Raw genomic sequence first — 21,122 nt, 5'->3', positions numbered from 1 at the left:
TTACTTGTCAATGATAACGGACATACCCGGACGGAGATTTTCCACTTTCTCTACCGGGGAAGCTTTCACCTCGAATGTTTTCAGATCAAACTGTCCGGTCGTTTTGGTTGCTTTCCAGGCAGCATAAGTGCCTAAGTCTTTCAGATAATATACTTTGAGCTGGATCTTTTTATTATCCAGAGCAGGAATGATAGCTTCGAACTCCGAACCCATCGTCAGGTTCTTGAGCAAATCTTCACGTACATTGAATGTTACCCACATATCGTTGAGTTCAGCGATATTCATGATAGGAGCGCCGGTACCAACCAATTCGCCTACCTTCGGGAATATTTCAGAAACTTCCCCGGCAGCCGGAGCAATGAGATAAGTCTCCTTAATATACGATTCAACTTCGGCAACAGCTCCTTTTGCCCGGTTTACCAAAGCTTCCGCAGCCATCTTATCTTCACGTTCCGCTCCATTCTTCGCCATGGTATATTGTGCTTTGGCAGCTTTCTCTGTTGCAATACTTGCATCCCGTTGCGCAGTCACTTCATCCAGCTTCTGTGCAGGCATCACTCCCTGTTCGTAGAGATTCTTGATGCGTTGATATGATTTTTCGGCAATGGTAACGCCTGCTTGGGCTTTTTGCCACATTTCATAAGCCGCCTGGATTTGTTCCTCCCGCGCGCCTTTGATTGCTTTTTCATTTTGTGCCTGTGCAGCTGCTTCAGCAGCACGTGCCTGTTCCATTTTTGCTACCACGTCAGGAGCTTCCAAAATGGCCAGCGTATCCCCGGCATTGACACTTTGGCCTTCTTTCACGCGAAATTCCAGTATACGTCCCGGAACTTTACTTGAAACGCGATATTCGGTAACTTCAGCCTGTCCCTGTATAATTTCAGGACCCTTGCGGAGCATGAAGAAACCGACGACTGCAACGATTGCAATAACTCCCAACAGAGTAAGGAATGCAAGAAGCATATTGCTGTTTTGTGATTTTATAGGTGCCATATGATTTATGAATTATGATTTATGGATTGTGATTTATAGATTGTGAGTTGGTTAGAGATTGGGTTGTTTCTGATTGGGTTCTTAACTTTATTTTTCCGAATCTTATTTATTTCAGCGTTCCCAAAGACTTCTTCAGATAGATTTCCGTCAGCTTCACATCTATTTGCGCGTCAATCTTTTCTGAATGAGCAGACAACCATGCTGTTTGTGCTTCAAGAACATTGCTGGTGGCAATCACTCCTTCTTTAAAACCAAGTGTTGCATAGCGTAGATTTTCTTCCGCTTTTTCCATGTTTTTAGAAGACATTACCAGTTTCTTACCAGCTTCTTTTACCTTGAATGCAGCCTGATTGACCTGCAACTCTATTTTTTCACGAGCATCCTGAAGTTGGTACTGTGCAATACGAGCTTCGGCTTTTGCCGCTCTGGTTTTATAAATACCTTCTCCCCAGTGCCATATAGGTATCTGTACCATAACTCCCACATTCCACATACCTTTGAACTTGTTTTCAAAGCTGTTGAAAACAGAGGGATTGGTTACCATATAATTCCCCATCAATGCGATGGATGGAAGATGCTCCGCACGGGTTACATTTACTTTCTGTTTATAAATCTGCGTTGCCAATTCGAGGCTACGTATCTCCGGACGATTCTCATAAGCGGTGGATAGATCGAAATGAGGGTCCGTTGTCAGTAGTGGAATGTCTTCCATATTTTCGTCTGCCAGTGTGATGGGAGAACTAAGATCAATACCACATAGTTGACACAGCAACATTCGCGCAAGACTCAATCCGTCTTCCACTTTAGTCAGTGTCATTTCGGCTTCATTTACCTTGACGCGTACAGACAAACCATCCGCTTTGGTGGCTACTCCTTCATTAATCATTTTCTCTACATCGCTGTCCAGCTGTTGCAGAAGCTTTAGATAACCTTCCGCCAACTTCTTCTTATTAACCAGTGAAATGACTTGCCAATAGGCTTGGTCCGTACTCATGATTACTTCCTGCATACCGCCGTGATGTTGTTCTTGAGCCAACTCTTCGGCATACTTTGTTATTTTGTTGTACGCCCGGATTTTCCCGCCCATGTATAAAGGTTGTGTCAATGTAATGGCACCTGCATAGACATTTCGGGTGTCTGTACGGAGTGCATCCACTAAAGAGTTTCCCGCTTGATCGAGGGCGGGCAGCACCGCTCCTAATTTTCCACTTAAGGAAGAAATAAGTGGTGCCAAGTCAGGATGTGCTGTTGCAATCTCGGTTGCAGCTTGTTGGATGGGGCCAGCCAGATTCGTTCCTAACCCTGAAAGCGCGGCTTTCTGGTCATTGTTTAATAATGAAAACTCTTTCTGGTTCCTCATGTAAGCTCCCGTTGCCGAGAAATTAGGCAAATAATTTGTAAATGCAGCTTTCCGTTGATAATGAGCCGCACTTATTTTTTCATTGCTTATCAACAAATCTTTGTTGTTGGCAAGAGCTAATGCGCGGCAACTATCCAGACTTAGAAAGCTCTGCGCTTTTACTGTAAAAGTGAAACTTAACAGAAATGTCAGAAGAAAAACTTTTTTCATCGCATCTTGCATATTAATAAGGTGGTACTTCTATTTTAAATAACCCTGTTCTTATGCAATTTGTTTATTAAAGTAGTCTGTTTTTTTGTACTTGTTTACTTAAACAATAATTGCATAAACAACGATGCAAATGTATGTGCTTTCTGTGAGAACTCAAAACGAATTAGCTTTTTTTAGAAATATAGTGGGGATGGATTCTGTTGAAAAGAAAGAAGGCTATTCCTCATGGCGAGGAACAGCCTTTCTTGATATATAAAGTAAGGGGATTTTAATTACAGAGCACCTACTTCTTTCAAAGCAGCGTTAGTTCCGTGAACAGCTTTTGCGCTAGCTGCGAACTTAGCTTTTTCGTCTTCGTTCAGGTTCAGTTCAACGATCTTTTCGATACCATTCTTGCCAAGGATTACAGGAACACCGATGCAAAGATCTGATTCGCCGTATTCACCTTCCAATAATACAGAACAAGGAACCATCTTCTTTTGGTCGTGAAGGATAGATTCAACTACGAATGCTCCTGCTGCACCCGGTGCATACCATGCAGAAGTACCTAGCAATTTAGTCAGCGTAGCACCACCTACCATAGTAGCAGCAGCAACTTCTTCCAATTTCTCTGCAGAGATGAAGTTAGCTACAGGCATACCTTTGTAAGTAGCGAAACGAGTCAAAGGAATCATAGTAGTATCACCGTGACCACCGATAACCATACCTTCTACTTCGTTAGCGTTGCAACCGATAGCTTGAGACAAGAAATATTTGAAACGAGAGCTATCCAGAGCACCACCCATACCGATAACACGGTTTTTCGGCAAGCCCAGAGCTTTCAATGCCAAATAAGTCATTGTATCCATTGGGTTGGAGATAACAACGATGATAGCGTTAGGAGAATATTTCAACAGGTTTTCTGCTACCGATTTAACGATACCAGCGTTCACACCGATCAGTTCTTCACGAGTCATACCCGGTTTACGAGGAATACCTGAAGTAATCACAACAACGTCAGAGTTAGCAGTTTGAGCATAGTCGTTCGTGCAGCCTACCAATGTAGTGTCGAAACCCAACAATTGAGCTGTCTGCATCATATCCATTGCTTTACCTTCTGAAACGCCTTCTTTAACGTCCAGCATTACTACTTCGTCTGCTACTTCATTAAAAGCAAGTACATTTGCACATGTAGCACCTACGTTACCTGCGCCTACTACGGTTACTTTTGACATAATACTATATATTTAAAAAGTTGATAATTTGTTTTATCTTTTAGCGCGACAAAATTACAACGATAATCCTAATTAAAGAAATTTTTCCGTAATAATTTTAGTTAAAGGTCGAAGTTCTCCGGAATGGATAGCTATCATGAAAAAAAAGTGGTCGAACAAGCCGTTGGCAAGCGTGGAAGAGAAGTGGAGAATAAACAACGAAAACGATACAAAAACGAGGGTGTTCGGAGAGAGTTGTACGAAGCGCTGAAACGCCCACCAGTAAAGGGGGAAAAGCCAATGAAAACCAGTAGAGTAGAGAAGAGTAGAGAAGAGAAGAGTAAAGAAGAGTAAGTAAAAGTATTATTTCTGTTATAAACAACAGCAATAATACAGGGCAGAGAAGATGGCTTTGGTTGCTGCCGTTGTCGGTTCGGATCACTTCGTCGGTGCCATTTCTGTTCCCGTGTCCCTCATGAACTGTTCGTCCGGCAGATGACCGACTTTTGTCTGGTAGGTTGTTGATGCTCGCCCGGTGGGTAACGGACATTCACACGGTAGATAACGTACGTTTGTACGTTAGGTAAATTCTATATTATTTCTCTGGCTACCGCTTCACTAAAAAATAATTTCAATACTTGTTTGCTAAAGTATCATTTGCTTCAAAACCAGTACGCAAACGAGGTAAAAGTCGCAAATAAGGCTGCTCCGATCAGGTAATGCCAGTGGCCGCTTAGGATCATAAAGGAGAATCAGTCGGGGTACTTTGCGTCTGTCGGCTCGGCCTGGTTGACTGGTTAATAAATTAAAATTGCATAGATTAGTCGGGAGTTTTTCAAAAACTCTCACTTTTTATACTTGACTTCTGTTGCGAAATGATTACTTTTGCGCACGTTATCAATTCACAACTGAAACTATGAGTAAAAAAAGCCTTCTTATTGCGGCCGTGGCTATCTTGGTGATAGCTATTATTGGTATTACTTATTTATTGTTTACCGAAAAACAAGCTAACCGGGAGTTAGTGCAGGAATTCCAATTAGATAAGGAAGATCTGGAAAACGAATATACCCGTTTTGCACAACAATATGATGAGTTAAAGATGACGATTTCTAATGACTCTTTATCTCAATTACTGGAACAGGAACAATTGAAAACTCAACGTCTCTTGGAAGAACTTCGTACAGTGAAGAGCACGAATGCTACAGAGATCCGTCGTTTAAAGAATGAGTTGGCTACTTTGCGTAAGGTAATGATTGGGTATATTAATCAGATCGACTCTCTGAATAAACTGACTGCACAGCAGAAACAGGTCATAGCTGAAGTGACTCAAAAGTATAATCAGGCTTCACGACAGATCGATAACCTTTCTGAAGAAAAGAAGAATCTGAATAAGAAGGTGACGCTAGCCGCACAACTCGATGCAACTAATATTCGTATCGAACCACGCAATAAACGTGGTAAAGTGGCGAAGAAAGTGAAAGACGTGGTGAAGTTAGCCATCAGTTTCACGGTCGTGAAGAATATAACCGCCGAAAACGGTGAACGTACCATCTATGTACGTATAACCAAACCCGATAATGATGTACTGACCAAGAGTGCATCCAATACTTTCCCTTATGAAAACCGTACATTGGTTTATTCAATTAAGAAGTATATTGAATATAACGGAGAAGAACAGAATATCAATGTGTTTTGGGATGTAGAAGAATTCTTGTATGCCGGAAACTACCGTGTTGATATCTTCGAAGGTGGTAATCTGATTGGTTCGCAGACCTTTATGTTAGATTAATATCGGGGTATTCTTTTTCTCTACCGATATTCTATTTTCTTCTATATTAGCTAACCCGATGGTCTGTTTTTAATATTTCTTCGGGCAACAGTTGTTCTTTTATGGATGAACTGGGGAAAGAACTGCATAAATAATTGCAATAATATACAGAAAATAGGGCGAGCGTAGCATGAATTTGCAGACAATATGCGGCTTTTTAATCATGGGAGCCTTCGTTGGATTAAAACCAACGAGATGTCCCTCACCGAGGAAGGATAAGTTCCTCGGTGAGGGACATCTCATTTCTCGGCGAGGAACTCATATAGGAATGATTAGAAGCTATTTTTTTCTCTAGTTTATATATAAATAAAGGTAAGGAGAAACTGATAAAATGAATGACTGTTGTCTATAAAAGAATGATTTGCAAGTGTAATCAGTATATTTTAATCTTATTGAGTAAATATAGGGGAAAATAATGTTAATCTGATTTCTGAAGATTGTAAATCCCAGCCCTTTTTGTCTTTAGTTGGAATCTATACCCAAAATTGTTGCATTCTCACCAGTTTGAATATCCCTTTTTTTAGAAGTTCTATTTTTAAGTACCGTATAGTTGAATTAGGCGATGAGGAATAACGGTTGCATAATGTGGACTGCTTACCGTCTTCCGTCAGCTCCCCACATCATCTTGCTGCGGAGTGTATCGAAAAAAATGTGATTAAAACGTTTCACTACCTTTACGCTGTAATCTGCCCGGCGAATGGTTAGTTGAGTCGTTTCTTTGCAAGTTTCGCTCCTCCCGTCGATGGCGACGAGGAAGTTGTGACTTCTGCTTTCTACATCTAATGTAATCTCCCAGTCATCCCGAATAACGATAGGGCGGACGTTGAGACTATGTGGAGCCACCGGAGTGATGGCAATAGTGTTGGAATGAGGAACGATGATCGGGCCTCCTACACTCAAAGAGTAGGCTGTGGAACCTGTTGGAGTGGCAATTACTAACCCGTCAGCTTGATAAGTATTCAGATACGCGCCATTAATAGCTGTCCGGATACTAATCATAGAGGAGCTGTCCCGTTTGAGAATAGCTATTTCGTTGAGGGCATAAGGAGAATCTTGGAGATGTTTGTCGTTGCAGATCAACTGAAGTACGCTTCGTTCCTCCACGCTATATCTGCCGTTTTGGATTTCATCAAATGTTTCCTCCATTTCCTCCGGCGAAATATCTGCCAGAAATCCTAAACGTCCTGTGTTAATTCCCAAAATAGGGATCCCTTTTCTTCCTACGCGGCGGGCAGCTTTCAGAAACGTTCCGTCGCCTCCGATGCTGATTACCATATCGGCAGTAAAATCATCACCATCAAATAATTGATCTGCTTCAATATCCATATTTTCAGAAACTAGGAATTGATAAAATTCCCTGCACATACCAATCTCTGCTCCTTGTTTCTTTAAAAGTTTAAACAAGGTGACAGCATGAGAAGACTTTTTAGCCTGATAAGTATTTCCAAAAATGGCAAATTTCATAAGCAACATCATTAGTTCAGGATGCAAATTTGGCATTTTTTCTTGGATTTCTACTTTAAATAACCAAAAAAGAGTAGAGAATGCGTTTCGTATTATTAGGCAACTAATAATAATATTTGTATTTTTGCGGCAAATATAACGTAGAACTATGACTAAATTAAGTGTAAACATAAACAAGATTGCTACACTAAGAAATGCTCGCGGGGGAAATGTGCCCGATGTAGTAAAGGTAGCGCTTGATTGTGAATCTTTTGGGGCTGATGGTATCACCGTTCATCCCCGTCCTGACGAGCGTCACATTCGTCGTTCTGATGTATATGACTTGCGTCCTCTGTTGCGGACTGAATTTAATATTGAAGGTTATCCGTCTCCGGAATTTATTGACTTGGTGTTGAAAGTTAAACCTCATCAAGTAACTTTGGTTCCCGACGATCCTTCACAAATTACTTCCAATTCCGGTTGGGATACGAAAGCAAATCAGGAATTCCTGACGGAAGTTCTCGATCAGTTTAACAGTGCCGGCATTCGTACTTCCGTTTTTGTGGCAGCCGATCCTGAAATGGTGGAATATGCAGCAAAAGCAGGGGCGGATCGCGTCGAACTGTATACTGAACCTTATGCGACGGACTATCCGAAGAATCCGGAAGCAGCTATCGCTCCTTTTATCGAAGCTGCAAAGACTGCCCGTAAACTGGGTATCGGATTGAACGCCGGTCATGATTTGAGTCTGGTGAATTTAAATTATTTCTATAAAAACATTCCTTGGGTGGATGAAGTGTCTATCGGACATGCGTTGATTAGCGATGCACTGTATCTGGGACTCGAACGTACCATTCAGGAATATAAAAACTGTTTACGCTCATGAATGCAATGATCTTGTTAGCCCAAGGGGCTATGAATATGGCCGACTCACTGGCTACTGCCAACCCCGTGCTGACGGAGGTAAACGCTCCGGAAATGAACATGCTTGATATGGCTGTCAAGGGTGGATGGATTATGATTGTATTGGGCGTACTGTCGGTTATCTGTTTCTATATCCTGTTTGAACGTAACTACATGATTCGCAAAGCAGGAAAAGAGGACCCCATGTTTATGGAACGGATTAAAGACTATATTCATAGTGGAGAGATCAAAGCGGCTATTAACTATTGCCGTACGATGAATACCCCTTCGGCACGTATGATAGAAAAAGGAATCAGCCGTCTGGGACGTCCTATTAACGATGTGCAGGTAGCTATTGAGAATGTGGGTAACATTGAAGTTGCAAAATTGGAAAAAGGACTGACTGTGATGGCAACTATTTCCGGAGGTGCTCCAATGCTCGGATTTCTCGGTACGGTGACCGGTATGGTACGCGCATTCTACGAAATGGCGAATGCCGGAAGTGGAAACATTGATATCACTTTGCTTTCGGGAGGTATCTATGAAGCTATGATTACAACGGTCGGTGGTCTGATTGTCGGTATCATCGCTATGTTTGCCTATAATTATCTGGTGATGCTGGTAGACCGTGTGGTAAATAAAATGGAATCTCGTACAATGGAGTTCATGGACCTGTTGAACGAGCCTGCAAAATAATTGGCAGATGGGATTAAAAAGAAGAAATAGAGTATCGCCCAATTTCAGCATGGCCTCCATGACGGACGTCATCTTCCTGTTGCTGATATTCTTTATGATAACCTCTACGGTGGTGTCGCCCAATGCCATAAAGGTATTGTTGCCTCAAGGCAAGCAGCAGACTTCGGCCAAGCCGCTGACAAGAGTGGTTATCGATAAGGACTTGAATTTCTATGCCGCTTTCGGCAATGAAAAAGAGCAGCCGGTGGCGCTGAACGATCTGACTTCATTTTTGCAGAGTTGTGCAGAGAAGGAACCGGAAATGTATGTGGCATTGTATGCAGATGAATCGGTACCTTATCGTGAGATTGTAAGGGTATTGAACATTGCAAACGAGAATCATTTTAAGATGGTGCTGGCTACCCGCCCGCCTGAAAATAAATAAGAAACAATGGACAGAAGAAAAAAGGGTGAATACATAGGAGCGCTCGGTGCACTGTTGGTGCATGTGGCAGTGATTGCTCTTTTGATTCTGGTGAGCTTTACTGTCCCCCAACCGGATGAAGATGCAGGCGGAGTGCCTGTGATGATGGGAAATGTAGACGCAGCAAGTGGTTTCGATGATCCCTCTCTGGTAGACGTGGATATTATGGATGAAGATGCGGCAGCGCCTGCGGAGGCAGAACCACAACTTCCTTCGGAACAGGATTTGTTGACGCAGACTGAAGAAGAAACAGTAACTCTGAAACCTAAGACGGAAGAGCCGAAAAAAGAAACGGTGAAACCCAAAGAGGTGGTTAAGCCGAAAGAACCGGTGAAGAAGCCGGAAAAAACGGAAGCGGAAAAAGCTGCGGAAGCGAAACGACTGGCGGAGGAAAAAGCGGAGCGTGAACGTAAAGCTGCCGAAGAGGCCGCTAAAAAGAGAGTATCCGGTGCGTTCGGAAAAGGAGCGCAAATGACGGGTAATAAAGGTACGGCAACCAGTGGTACGGGAACCGAAGGTAGTAAAGAAGGTAATTCTTCTACCGGAGCGAAAACCGGAACCGGAGGTTATGGAACATTTGACCTTGGCGGACGTTCTTTAGGTACGGGTAGTTTGCCGAAGCCTGCATATAACGTGCAGGAAGAAGGACGTGTAGTGGTGAATATCACCGTGAATCCCGCAGGACAAGTAGTGTCGACCAGCATCAGTCCTCAAACGAACACTGTAAATTCTGCTTTACGTAAGGCAGCGGAGGATGCAGCTAAGAAAGCCCGTTTTAATACGATCGATGGAGTGAATAACCAGACAGGGACAATCACCTATTATTTTAACTTGAGATAGTATCATTAACCAAAAATATTAAGCATTATGGGAACTGTATACGCTTTTTTTGCAGATGGTTTTGAAGAAATTGAAGCCTTTACTGCTATTGACACGTTGAGACGTGCCGGACTGAATGTAGAAATCGTATCCGTTACACCGGATGAAATTGTAGTAGGAGCACATGATGTATCCGTTCTTTGCGATATCAATTTCGAGAATTGTGATTTCTTTGATGCTGAACTTTTGTTGTTGCCGGGAGGAATGCCGGGAGCTGCTACACTTGACAAGCACGAAGGATTGCGCAAATTGATCCTTGATTTTGCTGCAAAAGGTAAACCTATTGCTGCCATTTGTGCTGCTCCGATGGTGTTGGGTAAACTGGGACTGCTGAAAGGAAAGAAGGCTACCTGTTATCCGAGTTTCGAACAATATCTGGATGGTGCCGAATGTGTAAATGCACATGTCGTACGTGATGGAAACATCATTACGGGTATGGGACCAGGTGCTGCTATGGAATTTGCCTTGACAATCGTTGACCTGTTGGTAGGTAAGGAAAAAGTAGACGAACTGGTAGAAGCGATGTGCGTTAAACGCTAAACCGTCCATGAAGAAATATGTAATCATTGTCGCCGGTGGAAAGGGCTTGCGAATGGGAAGTGATCTTCCCAAACAATTCCTTCCCATGGGTGATAAACCTGTGTTGATGCATACCCTGGAAGTCTTCAGGAGATATGACGAGGCACTTCAAATCATATTGGTGCTTCCGCAGGAGCAACAAAGTTTCTGGAAGCAACTTTGCGATGAACATCATTTTACGGTGAAACATGTCCTTGCAGAAGGAGGTGAAACACGTTTCCATTCCGTAAAGAACGGGCTGGCACTGGTGCAAGAGCCGGGATTGGTGGGAGTGCATGATGGAGTACGCCCGTTTGTATCAGTAGAAGTGATTCGCCGTTGTTATGAGTTGGCAGAGGTGCAAAAAGCAGTGATTCCTGTGGTGGATGTAGTAGAGACGCTTCGCCATTTGACAGATGCCGGAAGTGAAACAGTCAGCCGGACTGATTATAAACTGGTGCAAACGCCGCAAGTGTTTGATGTAGAGTTGCTGCAACAAGCCTATGCCCAGGAATTTACCCCCTTCTTTACAGATGATGCTTCCGTTGTGGAAGCGATGGGAATGCCCGTTTATCTGGCAGAAGGCAACCGTGAAAATATAAAAATAACAACTCCTTTCGATTTAAAAGTAGGGAGTGCTCTTTTATAAATGTTCGATTTAGCCACACGCGACATAAAATTTATCTCCGGTGTAGGCCCTCAAAAAGCCGCTGTATTAAATAAGGAGTTGGAAATCTATTCCTTGCACGATTTAATTTATTATTTCCCTTATAAATATATTGACCGGAGCCGCATCTATTACATTCATGAAATAGATGGCAATATGCCGTATATCCAGTTGAAAGGAGAAATCCTCGGTTTTGAGACCATTGGTGAAGGACGGCAGCGCCGTCTGACAGCGCATTTTTCGGATGGTACAGGAGTCGTGGATTTGGTGTGGTTTCAAGGTATAAAGTATATCTTGGGAAAGTATAAACTCCACGAGGAATATATCATTTTCGGCAAACCGACAGTTTTCAACGGACGTATCAATGTGGCGCATCCTGATGTAGACAAACCGGATGATTTGAAACTTTCCTCGGTGGGACTGCAACCTTATTACAGTACGACGGAGAAGATGAAACGCAGTTTCCTCAACTCTCACGCGATTGAGAAGATGATGGCAACGGTGATTCAGCAGATACAGGAGCCTCTACCTGAAACACTTTCTCCCAAGTTGCTGACGGAGCATCATTTGATGCCTTTGACGGAAGCGCTCCGGAATATCCACTTCCCGACCAATCCCGATGTCCTCCGTCGGGCACAATACCGTCTTAAATTTGAAGAACTGTTTTATGTTCAGCTAAACATTCTCCGATATGCCAAAGACAGGCAGAAAAGGTATCGTGGATACATCTTTGAAAAAGTGGGAGATGTGTTCAATACATTTTATACAAAGAATCTTCCTTTTCAACTGACGGGTGCGCAGAAACGGGTATTGAAAGAGATACGGAACGATGTCGGCAGTGGCAGACAGATGAATCGTCTTTTGCAGGGAGATGTAGGAAGCGGAAAAACACTGGTTGCCTTGATGAGTATGCTGCTGGCATTGGACAATGGCTATCAGGCTTGTATGATGGCACCTACCGAAATCCTGGCAAACCAGCACTACGAAACCATCAAGGAATTGCTTTTTGGCATGGATATTCGTGTTGAGCTACTGACAGGTTCTATTAAAGGAAAAAGGAGAGAAGCGATTCTGACCGGATTGCTGACCGGAGATGTGCAGATATTAATAGGAACACATGCAGTTATTGAAGATACTGTCAATTTCTCTTCTTTAGGTTTCGTTGTGATTGATGAACAACATCGCTTTGGTGTGGCTCAACGTGCCCGTCTTTGGAGTAAGAATGTTCAACCTCCGCATGTACTTGTAATGACTGCCACTCCCATTCCTCGTACGTTGGCGATGACTTTGTACGGTGACTTGGACGTGTCTGTTATCGATGAACTTCCACCCGGAAGAAAACCGATTACTACCATCCATCAATTCGACAATCGCCGGGAAAGCATGTATCGTTCGGTACGTAAGCAGATCGACGAAGGACGGCAGGTTTATATTGTCTATCCGCTGATTAAAGAGAGCGAAAAGATTGATTTGAAGAATCTTGAAGAAGGGTATCAGCATATTCTGGAAGAGTTTCCGAAGTGTACGGTTTGTAAAGTGCATGGTAAAATGAAACCTGCCGAGAAAGATGAACAAATGCAGCTTTTTGTCTCGGGGAAAGCGCAGATCATGGTAGCTACCACCGTCATCGAAGTGGGAGTGAATGTTCCGAATGCTTCGGTGATGATTATTGAAAATGCAGAACGTTTCGGGTTGTCACAGTTACATCAGTTACGCGGTCGGGTAGGGCGTGGAGCAGAACAGTCTTATTGTATTCTGGTGACGAATTACAAGTTGACGGAGGATACCCGGAAACGATTGGAAATCATGGTGCGCACCAATGATGGCTTTGAAATAGCAGAAGCCGATTTGAAATTGCGTGGTCCCGGTGATCTTGAAGGTACACAGCAAAGCGGTATCGCTTTCGATTTGAAGATCGCGGATATTGTCCGTGATGGTCAATTGTTGCAATACGTTCGTGCTATAGCTGAAAGCATAGTAGAACAAGACCCTGCAGCACAAAGTCCGGAGAACGAAATCTTATGGCGACAGCTTAAAGCCTTACGGAAAACGAATGTTAACTGGGCTGCCATAAGTTGAAAAACGGTTAAACATGCAGTTTATTTGCGTAAATGTGTTGCAAAACATGTTTCGGCTCTATCCTCCCTATTTATAGGAGTTTAACGCCCCAATTACCCCCTCTTTTCGTACTAAGCATCTGAAAAATAGTTAATAACTCCCTTGTCTTTTCGTAGGAAAATACTACCTTTGGGGGAATTTTTTTAGTAAATGTATTGTTTAACCATTTGCAAAGTCGAGTATTATGCTTGAAAAAACGCTAGTCATTTTAAAACCGTGTACCCTTCAACGGGGATTGGTAGGTGAGATTACTCATCGCTTTGAGCGTAAAGGATTACGGTTGGCTGGCATGAAGATGATGCAACTGACTGATGAATTGTTAAGCGAACATTATGCCCACCTTAGCGGCAAACCTTTCTTTCAGCGTGTGAAAGATTCTATGATGACAGCTCCTGTCATTGTTTGTTGTTTCGAGGGTGTGGATGCTATTCAAACAGTCCGTACGTTGGCGGGACCGACTAATGGACGTTTAGCTGCCCCAGGCACCATTCGTGGGGATTACAGTATGAGCTTTCAAGAGAATATAGTTCATACATCCGATTCTCCGGAGACCGCAGCTATTGAATTAACGAGATTTTTTAAACCGGAAGAAATATTCGATTACAAGCAGGCAACATTTGACTACCTGTACGCAAACGACGAATATTAATTGAATTGACAAAGAACGAATGAATTTTAGCATTATTAAAACAGGATTGGTCGCTGTTGCGGCTATGGTTAGTCTGAGCTCTTTCTCGCAAGACCTGATTGCCCGCCAAGCACCGATAGACAAGAAATTAAAATCAGTAGACTCTTTGGCCTTGCAGAAGCAAATCCGCGCCGAACAGTCCGAATATCCCGCCCTAAGTCTTTATCCAAACTGGAACAACCAGTATGTGCATGCTTACGGAAATGCTATTATCCCTGAAACGTATACAATCGACCTGACTGGTTTCCATATGCCAACTCCGAGTACTAAAATTACTTCGCCTTTCGGCCCTCGTTGGAGAAGAATGCATAATGGCCTCGACTTGAAGGTTAATATCGGTGATACAATCGTTGCTGCTTTTGACGGTAAAGTGCGTGTCGTGAAGTATGAGCGCAGAGGTTATGGTAAGTACGTCGTTATCCGTCATGATAATGGATTGGAAACTGTATACGGACACTTGTCTAAACAATTGGTTGAAGATAATCAGCTAGTGAAAGCAGGTGAACCGATTGGTCTGGGTGGTAACACCGGACGTTCTACAGGTTCGCATCTTCATTTCGAAACCCGCTTCCTGGGAATTGCTATTAATCCGATTTATATGTTCGACTTCCCGAAACAGGATATCGTTGCCGATACTTATACATTCCGCAAAGCAAAAGGCGTGAATCGTGCAGGTTCTCATGACACTCAGGTGGCTGATGGTGCTATCCGTTATCACAAGGTGAAGAGTGGCGATACATTGTCCCGCATTGCTAAGTTACGCGGCGTATCAGTCAGCACACTTTGCAAACTGAACCGCATCAAACCGACCACGACTTTGCGTATCGGACAGGTTTTGCGTTGTTCATAAAAAATATAGCTTATAAAACAGTAATACAATATCTTTAGAAGAGGGCACTTTAATATAATTTAGAGTGCCCTCTTTCTGTTTTTACTTAATTATTGTTACCTTTGCGCACTATTTGGAAGAAGATGAAAGATACCAAGCAACAATTTGAACATGTCATCGCTTTGTGCCGTGACTTATTTTCCAAGAAGCTGCACGATTACGGGCCTGCATGGCGTATCCTGCGTCCGGCTTCGGTGACTGACCAGATTTTTATTAAAGCCAATCGGATTCGTAGTATTGAAACCAAAGGAGTGACCTTGATTGACGAGGGAATCCGTGCTGAGTTTATTGCGATTGTCAATTATGGCATTGTCGGACTCATCCAGTTGGAACTGGGTTATGCCGAGTCTGCCGACATCAGCAATGAAGAAGCGATGGCTTTATACGATAAGTATGCAAAAGAGGCATTAGACCTGATGCTTGCCAAAAACCATGATTATGATGAAGCTTGGCGGAGCATGCGTGTCAGCTCTTACACAGACTTGATCTTGATGAAGATTTACCGTACCAAGCAGATTGAGAGCCTGGCCGGCAACACATTGGTGTCAGAGGGAATTGATGCCAATTATATGGATATGATTAATTACTCTGTTTTCGGACTGATTAAGATAGAATTTGAAGGATAAGAACTTACATATCATTCAGGAGGTAGTGGCGAATACGTGTCGCTTTCTTTTGGCGGCATCGTTCATCTTTTCCGGATTTGTAAAGGCAGTTGATCCACTGGGGTTCCAGTATAAGATACAGGATTATCTGACCGCATTCGGAATAGCTTCCTGGTTCCCTTCATTCTTCCCTTTATTGGGAGGCATCATCTTGTCAGCCGTTGAGTTTTTTATCGGTATCTCCTTATTCTTTGCTACCAGGAGAACGTTGGCTACTTCATTGGCTTTGATGCTGATGATTTTCATGACACCACTGACCTTGTATCTTGCCATCTTTGATCCGGTTTCGGACTGTGGCTGTTTTGGAGATGCCTGGGTGTTGACGAATTGGGAGACATTCGGTAAGAATATAGTTCTGCTGTTTGCAGCAATGATGGCTTTCCGTCACAGAAGGATGCTGGTTCGTTTTATCAGTGTGAAAATGGAGTGGCTGGTTTCTCTCTATACGTTGTTCTTTGTATTTACTTTGTCGTTCTATTGTCTGGACCGTCTGCCTGTTTTAGACTTTCGTCCTTACAAGATCGGAAAGAATATTCTGGAAGGAATGACAATGCCCGAAGGAGCGAAACCGAGTGTATATGAAAGCATCTTTATCTTGGAAAAGAACGGAGAGAAGAAAGAATTTACGTTGGATAACTATCCGGATAGTACCTGGACATTTGTCGACACACGGACAATCCTGAAGGAAAAAGGATATGAACCGGCTATTCACGATTTCTCTATGATTGATCTGAATACGGGCGAGGATATAACAGACGATGTATTGACGGATATAGGATACACCTTCCTGTTGGTTGCCCATCGGATTGAAGAGGCGGATGATAGTAACATTGATTTGATTAATGAGATATATGACTATTCGGTGGAGCATGGCTATAAGTTTTATTGCCTCACTTCTTCACCGGAAGAACAGATCGAATTGTGGAAGGACAAGACGGGAGCCGAATATCCTTTCTGTCAGATGGATGATATTACATTAAAGACGATGGTTCGTTCCAATCCGGGATTGATACTGATTAAGAACGGAACAATTCTGAATAAATGGAGCGATGAGGATATACCGGATGAATATGTGCTGACGGACAAACTGGAAAATCTGCCGTTAGGAAAGCAGAAGGTGAGCAGTGACACTCATACAGTAGGATATGTATTCTTATGGTTTGTTATTCCATTGTTGTTAGTGCTTGGGGTGGATGTTTTGGTCGTTCGCCGCAGAGAACGGAAAAACGCGAAGCGGAAGCAACAAGAGGAAGAGATGAAAAGCAAAGAATTAAAAACGGAGAATCCGAAAATAGAAGAACAAGAATAAAAAAATAAATGATAACGAGCGGCCTCTGTAACGAACGCTAATTCCGATCGTTCAATTGTCAATCGTGAAATCGTAAATTTATTAACCCTTTAAAATAAAAAACAAAATGAGAAAGAACATTGTTGCAGGAAACTGGAAAATGAACAAAACCCTTCAAGAGGGTATCGCTTTGGCTAAAGAATTGAACGAAGCATTGGCTAACGAAAAGCCTAACTGTGATGTAATCATCTGTACTCCGTTTATCCACCTGGCTTCTGTTACTCCGTTGGTAGACGCTGCAAAGATCGGTGTAGGTGCTGAAAACTGTGCAGACAAAGCTTCAGGTGCATATACAGGTGAAGTTTCAGCTGAAATGGTTGCTTCTACAGGTGCAAAATATGTAATTCTGGGACACTCTGAACGTCGTGCATACTACGGTGAAACAGTTGCTATCCTGGAAGAAAAAGTAAAATTGGCTTTGGCTAACGGTCTGACTCCGATTTTCTGTATCGGTGAAGTGTTGGAAGAACGCGAAGCTAACAAGCAGAACGAAGTGGTAGCTGCACAGATGGAATCTGTATTCTCTCTGTCTGCTGAAGACTTCTCTAAGATTGTATTGGCTTACGAACCGGTTTGGGCTATCGGTACAGGTAAAACTGCTTCTCCTGAACAAGCACAGGAAATCCATGCTTTCATCCGTTCTATCGTAGCTGACAAGTATGGCAAAGAAATCGCAGACAATACTTCTATCCTTTACGGTGGTAGTTGCAAACCTTCTAACGCTAAAGAACTGTTCGCTAACCCGGACGTTGATGGTGGTTTGATTGGTGGTGCTGCTTTGAAAGTATCTGATTTCAAAGGTATCATTGATGCCTTCAATTAAATGATAGTTGATAAATGATAGTTGATAGTTGCTATGTAGTATAGCCTGCTATCGACTATCGTTTATCTTTTCAACTATCATTTTCCGACTGTCATTCTCTAACTGTCATTTATCATTTATCAACAATCAACTGTTTAATAATGAAAGTTTTACTTACCCTATTGTTTGTTTTGACAGCTACTTTTGCGCAAGCGCAAAGTATTATCAAGAGTCTGGAACGTAACATTCCGGGACAAGGAAAGGTGACTATCCATCAAGATCCCCGCATCGAGGCTCTGATAGGTATGGAACGTCCTGCAACAGGTGAACAGAAAGTAATAAAGACTTCCGGATTCAGAATCCAGGCGTATGCCGGTAACAATACTCGTCAGGCGAAGAATGATGCTTATCATGTAGCATCGCGTGTGAAAGAGTATTTTCCTGAATTGACGGTATATACTTCGTTCAATCCGCCTCGTTGGCTTTGTCGTGTAGGTGATTTCCGTAGCATTGAAGAAGCGGACGCAATGATGCGTCGGTTGAAAGCTACCGGTGTGTTCAAAGAGGTTTCTATTGTAAGAGACCAGATCAATATTCCTTTATAATTGTATCATGTTAGAAAAAGAAGAAATTGTTTCTCCGAATCTGGAGGAGTTGAAGAGTCATTATCGTAGTATTATAACTTTGTTGGGTGAAGATGCCGAAAGGGAAGGGTTATTGAAAACTCCAGAACGGGTGGCTAAGGCGATGTTAAGCTTGACGAAAGGGTATCACATGGACCCTCACGAAGTGCTTCGCTCTGCTAAATTCCAGGAAGAATATAGCCAGATGGTGATTGTGAAAGATATCGATTTCTTCTCTCTTTGTGAACATCACATGTTGCCGTTCTACGGAAAGGCGCACGTGGCTTATATTCCTAATGGCTATATCACAGGGTTGAGTAAGATTGCCCGTGTAGTCGATATATTCTCTCATCGTCTGCAAGTGCAGGAACGCATGACACTGCAAATCAAAGAGTGCATTCAGGAAACGCTGAATCCACTGGGAGTAATGGTGGTGGTGGAAGCCAAACACATGTGTATGCAGATGCGTGGTGTAGAAAAACAAAACTCTATTACTACTACTTCTGACTTTACCGGAGCTTTCAATCAGGCAAAGACTCGTGAAGAGTTTATGAATCTGATTCAACACGGAAGAGTATAATCTATTTTCTGCTCACTAAACAAATAAGTTTATCGTAAAACGACGCGATCTCCCAACCGCTTTGCCATGATGCTTTGTACGGTTCTCAACTCATTATAGCGTTGCATAAGTGAGTCGCATTTCTCATTATCATGGGCAAGAGCAGGATCTTGGAGGGCATAAAGCATGTGCTTCAATTCCTCTGTTACGATTGCATACTTGAAGTTAATCATTAACATCGGAACCATTTCATAGAGCCGCTCTTCATCCGTCACAATCTTTTGGGACTTGGAGTGATACTTACTAAGCTGATAACGCACATTAATCAAGTCTACACTCAATTTACTGATTACCGGATCAGGATGTGCCAGGAAATAACGTTCGGCAATGAAGTTGGAATCGTGCATGTGTGCAGCAGCTTCCGATAACATTTGGCGGTGCAGCGGATTATGGAAGGCTAACTCGTCCTCTTTCAAATCATTAACCACATACTCTATGACGGTTACCGGAATTTCGTTTCCTTCTTCATCGGTCAGGTTACACATGATTTTCTCTCCATAACGAACTACCGCCTGTAATATCAGTCGCTCGAATTTGTAGAATTCCTGCCCTTCCTTTCCTTCCTGCGGAATAAAGGAAGCATAACTGTCTTCCTGCAGAGCAGGAGGAACATCTGTATATCCGCCATCCACTTCAGGAGGTAACGGAATATCTCCATTAGGTATTGGAACATCTTCAGGAGGTGTGCTGCCCTGTGACATCATAGCCGTTCTTTCAGCCATCCGGCGTTCCCGTTCCGTTTGTTCAGCTCGCTTCTCTGCTTGAGTTTCCCGTCTTTTGGCAACTTCTGATACTAGCAGCTTATCTTCTACATGAAGTAGCTGCGCGCATTCTTTGATATAGACGTCTCTGACAATTGCTTCAGGGATGACAGAAATACTTTGCACCAGATTACCAATCAGTTCCGCACGCTTGATGGGATCTTTTCCTGCATCCTCCAGTAGCAAGTTCGTTTTGAAGCGGATAAAGTCCGTTTCATGTTCCGAGATAAAAGTCTGAAATTCCGTTGAGTTGTGCTTGCGGGCAAAAGAGTCTGGGTCGTCCCCATCGGGAAGAAGACAGACTTTGATATTCATACCTTCCTCCAATAACATGTCAATTCCCCGGATAGAAGCCTTGATACCTGCTGCGTCGCCGTCGTAAAGCACAGTCATGTTGTTGGTAAACCGGTGAATCATACGGATTTGTCCCGGTGTAAGGGCTGTTCCCGAGGAAGCAACCACATTCTCTATGCCGGATTGATGCATGGAGATTACGTCCGTGTAGCCTTCAACCAAAAAGCAACGGTCTTGTTTTACAATAGCCTGTTTGGCAAAATATATACCGTATAACTCGTTACTTTTGTGGTAAATTTCCGATTCGGGCGAATTGACGTATTTGACTTTAACCCCTTTCGTTGCACTGGCAAGTACACGTCCGCCAAAAGCCACCACTTTGCCGGAAAGCGTATGTACAGGGAAAATAACACGTCCCCAAAAACGATCCCGTAACCGGTGGTCGTCCGTTTCGTAGCAAAGTCCTGTTTTTACCAAGTACTCTTTCTTATATCCTTTTTGGATTGCTTCTTTGGCGAATGCATCGTGGGCTTCAGTGCAGTAACCTAATTGGAATTTCTCAATGATGTCGTCGCGAAAGCCACGGTTGCGGAAATAGGCCATACCGATGCTACGCCCGTCTACATGATTTTTTAGTATATTCTGGAAATAGTCGCGTGCAAAGTTATTAACGATAAACAGACTTTCGCGTTCGCTTTGCACAAACTTCTCTTCATCGCTTAATTCCCGCTCCTTGATTTCAATATTATATTTCTTGGCAAGGTACTTCAATGCTTCCGGATAAGACATCTGCTCGTGTTCCATAATGAAATGCACGGCATTTCCACCTTTTCCACAAGCAAAACATTTGCATAATCCTTTGGCGGGAGAGACATAAAAAGAAGGGGTTTTATCACTGTGGAACGGACATAAACCGACATAATTGACACCACGTTTGCGCAGGGTGACAAAATCCGAAACGACATCCATAATTTGTGCCGCGTCCAATATCCGGTCTATGGTAATTTGATCTATCATTCTTTCTCCTGTGAATCCGTTTTTGCGGATACAAAGGTACACATAAAAAAATCCCCTGCAAAGAACTTTTTTGCAGGGGATCGTTAAATCTTGGCACCGGTATTG

The 21,122-nt window shown here is 42.9% G+C and carries 21 protein-coding genes; 16 read left to right on the top strand and 5 right to left on the bottom strand.

Features of this window, described 5'->3' with window-relative positions; genetic code table 11:
- The 3 genes from ACT8YW_RS01750 to mdh all read right to left on the bottom strand — a co-directional run bounded on the left by ACT8YW_RS01750 (position 1) and on the right by mdh (position 3,777).
- A complete protein-coding gene (locus ACT8YW_RS01750; RefSeq protein WP_004305512.1) occupies positions 1-993 on the bottom strand; it encodes an HlyD family secretion protein in 993 nt (330 codons plus the stop codon).
- Between the two features lie 106 nt (positions 994-1,099).
- Positions 1,100-2,563, bottom strand: a complete 1,464-nt coding sequence (locus tag ACT8YW_RS01745; RefSeq protein WP_004305509.1) for a TolC family protein — start codon at positions 2,561-2,563, stop codon at positions 1,100-1,102.
- Between the two features lie 272 nt (positions 2,564-2,835).
- The gene (mdh, locus tag ACT8YW_RS01740) at positions 2,836-3,777 is read right to left on the bottom strand and encodes a malate dehydrogenase (RefSeq protein WP_004297234.1); all 942 of its coding nucleotides are present in this window, start codon (positions 3,775-3,777) and stop codon (positions 2,836-2,838) included.
- Positions 3,778-3,900: 123 nt separating this feature from the next.
- On the opposite strand from mdh, the gene ACT8YW_RS01735 reads away from it, so the two are divergent.
- On the top strand, positions 3,901-4,110 hold the full coding sequence (locus ACT8YW_RS01735) for a hypothetical protein (protein WP_444103766.1): 210 nt from the start codon (positions 3,901-3,903) through the stop codon (positions 4,108-4,110).
- A 562-nt stretch (positions 4,111-4,672) separates the two neighbouring features.
- Positions 4,673-5,545, top strand: a complete 873-nt coding sequence (locus ACT8YW_RS01730; RefSeq protein ID WP_004297244.1) for a hypothetical protein — start codon at positions 4,673-4,675, stop codon at positions 5,543-5,545.
- Positions 5,546-6,178: 633 nt separating this feature from the next.
- Here the strand turns inward: ACT8YW_RS01730 and ACT8YW_RS01725 are convergent.
- The gene (locus ACT8YW_RS01725) at positions 6,179-7,048 is read right to left on the bottom strand and encodes an NAD kinase (RefSeq protein WP_004305502.1); all 870 of its coding nucleotides are present in this window, start codon (positions 7,046-7,048) and stop codon (positions 6,179-6,181) included.
- 148 nt (positions 7,049-7,196) lie between these two features.
- Between ACT8YW_RS01725 and ACT8YW_RS01720 the strand changes: the two genes are divergently transcribed.
- From ACT8YW_RS01720 to folE, 14 genes are all read left to right on the top strand, one after another.
- Positions 7,197-7,913, top strand: coding sequence for a pyridoxine 5'-phosphate synthase (locus ACT8YW_RS01720; protein WP_004297247.1), 717 nt, complete (start codon positions 7,197-7,199; stop codon positions 7,911-7,913).
- The gene (locus ACT8YW_RS01715; RefSeq protein ID WP_004297248.1) at positions 7,910-8,626 is read left to right on the top strand and encodes a MotA/TolQ/ExbB proton channel family protein; all 717 of its coding nucleotides are present in this window, start codon (positions 7,910-7,912) and stop codon (positions 8,624-8,626) included. Before ACT8YW_RS01720 ends, ACT8YW_RS01715 begins: the two co-directional genes overlap by 4 nt.
- Before the next feature lie 7 nt (positions 8,627-8,633).
- The gene (locus ACT8YW_RS01710) at positions 8,634-9,050 is read left to right on the top strand and encodes an ExbD/TolR family protein (RefSeq protein ID WP_004305499.1); all 417 of its coding nucleotides are present in this window, start codon (positions 8,634-8,636) and stop codon (positions 9,048-9,050) included.
- A 6-nt stretch (positions 9,051-9,056) separates the two neighbouring features.
- Positions 9,057-9,929, top strand: coding sequence for a cell envelope integrity protein TolA (locus tag ACT8YW_RS01705; protein WP_117512873.1), 873 nt, complete (start codon positions 9,057-9,059; stop codon positions 9,927-9,929).
- 27 nt (positions 9,930-9,956) lie between these two features.
- The gene (locus ACT8YW_RS01700; RefSeq protein WP_004297251.1) at positions 9,957-10,508 is read left to right on the top strand and encodes a DJ-1 family glyoxalase III; all 552 of its coding nucleotides are present in this window, start codon (positions 9,957-9,959) and stop codon (positions 10,506-10,508) included.
- Positions 10,509-10,515: 7 nt separating this feature from the next.
- Positions 10,516-11,175, top strand: coding sequence for a 2-C-methyl-D-erythritol 4-phosphate cytidylyltransferase (locus ACT8YW_RS01695; protein ID WP_444103765.1), 660 nt, complete (start codon positions 10,516-10,518; stop codon positions 11,173-11,175).
- Entirely contained in the window at positions 11,176-13,272 is a 2,097-nt protein-coding gene (gene recG, locus ACT8YW_RS01690) for an ATP-dependent DNA helicase RecG (protein ID WP_444103764.1), read from the top strand.
- A gap of 223 nt (positions 13,273-13,495) precedes the next feature.
- Positions 13,496-13,960, top strand: a complete 465-nt coding sequence (gene ndk, locus ACT8YW_RS01685; RefSeq protein ID WP_444103763.1) for a nucleoside-diphosphate kinase — start codon at positions 13,496-13,498, stop codon at positions 13,958-13,960.
- 19 nt (positions 13,961-13,979) lie between these two features.
- Positions 13,980-14,849 (top strand): peptidoglycan DD-metalloendopeptidase family protein, encoded by an 870-nt coding sequence (locus tag ACT8YW_RS01680; protein ID WP_148366528.1) that lies wholly within the window; start codon positions 13,980-13,982, stop codon positions 14,847-14,849.
- 122 nt (positions 14,850-14,971) lie between these two features.
- Positions 14,972-15,514 (top strand): DUF1599 domain-containing protein, encoded by a 543-nt coding sequence (locus ACT8YW_RS01675; protein ID WP_004297257.1) that lies wholly within the window; start codon positions 14,972-14,974, stop codon positions 15,512-15,514.
- On the top strand, positions 15,504-16,862 hold the full coding sequence (locus tag ACT8YW_RS01670) for a BT_3928 family protein (RefSeq protein ID WP_444103762.1): 1,359 nt from the start codon (positions 15,504-15,506) through the stop codon (positions 16,860-16,862). The genes ACT8YW_RS01675 and ACT8YW_RS01670 overlap by 11 nt, the downstream gene beginning before the upstream one ends.
- Before the next feature lie 106 nt (positions 16,863-16,968).
- Positions 16,969-17,724: a triose-phosphate isomerase gene (gene tpiA, locus ACT8YW_RS01665; RefSeq protein WP_302825453.1), complete on the top strand. Its 756-nt coding sequence runs from the start codon at positions 16,969-16,971 to the stop codon at positions 17,722-17,724.
- 140 nt (positions 17,725-17,864) lie between these two features.
- Positions 17,865-18,308: an SPOR domain-containing protein gene (locus ACT8YW_RS01660; RefSeq protein WP_004297260.1), complete on the top strand. Its 444-nt coding sequence runs from the start codon at positions 17,865-17,867 to the stop codon at positions 18,306-18,308.
- Between the two features lie 7 nt (positions 18,309-18,315).
- Entirely contained in the window at positions 18,316-18,906 is a 591-nt protein-coding gene (folE, locus tag ACT8YW_RS01655) for a GTP cyclohydrolase I FolE (protein WP_004297261.1), read from the top strand.
- A gap of 29 nt (positions 18,907-18,935) precedes the next feature.
- On the opposite strand, the gene dnaG is transcribed toward folE, so the two are convergent.
- Positions 18,936-21,017: a DNA primase gene (dnaG, locus tag ACT8YW_RS01650; protein ID WP_004305478.1), complete on the bottom strand. Its 2,082-nt coding sequence runs from the start codon at positions 21,015-21,017 to the stop codon at positions 18,936-18,938.
- Positions 21,018-21,122 lie beyond the last annotated feature (105 nt).

Origin of the sequence: Bacteroides sp., from assembly GCF_052357945.1 — a bacterium.
Lineage (GTDB): Bacteria > Bacteroidota > Bacteroidia > Bacteroidales > Bacteroidaceae > Bacteroides.
Note: the sequence above shows the minus strand (reverse complement) of the source record. Positions and strands in the feature narration are given on the sequence as shown.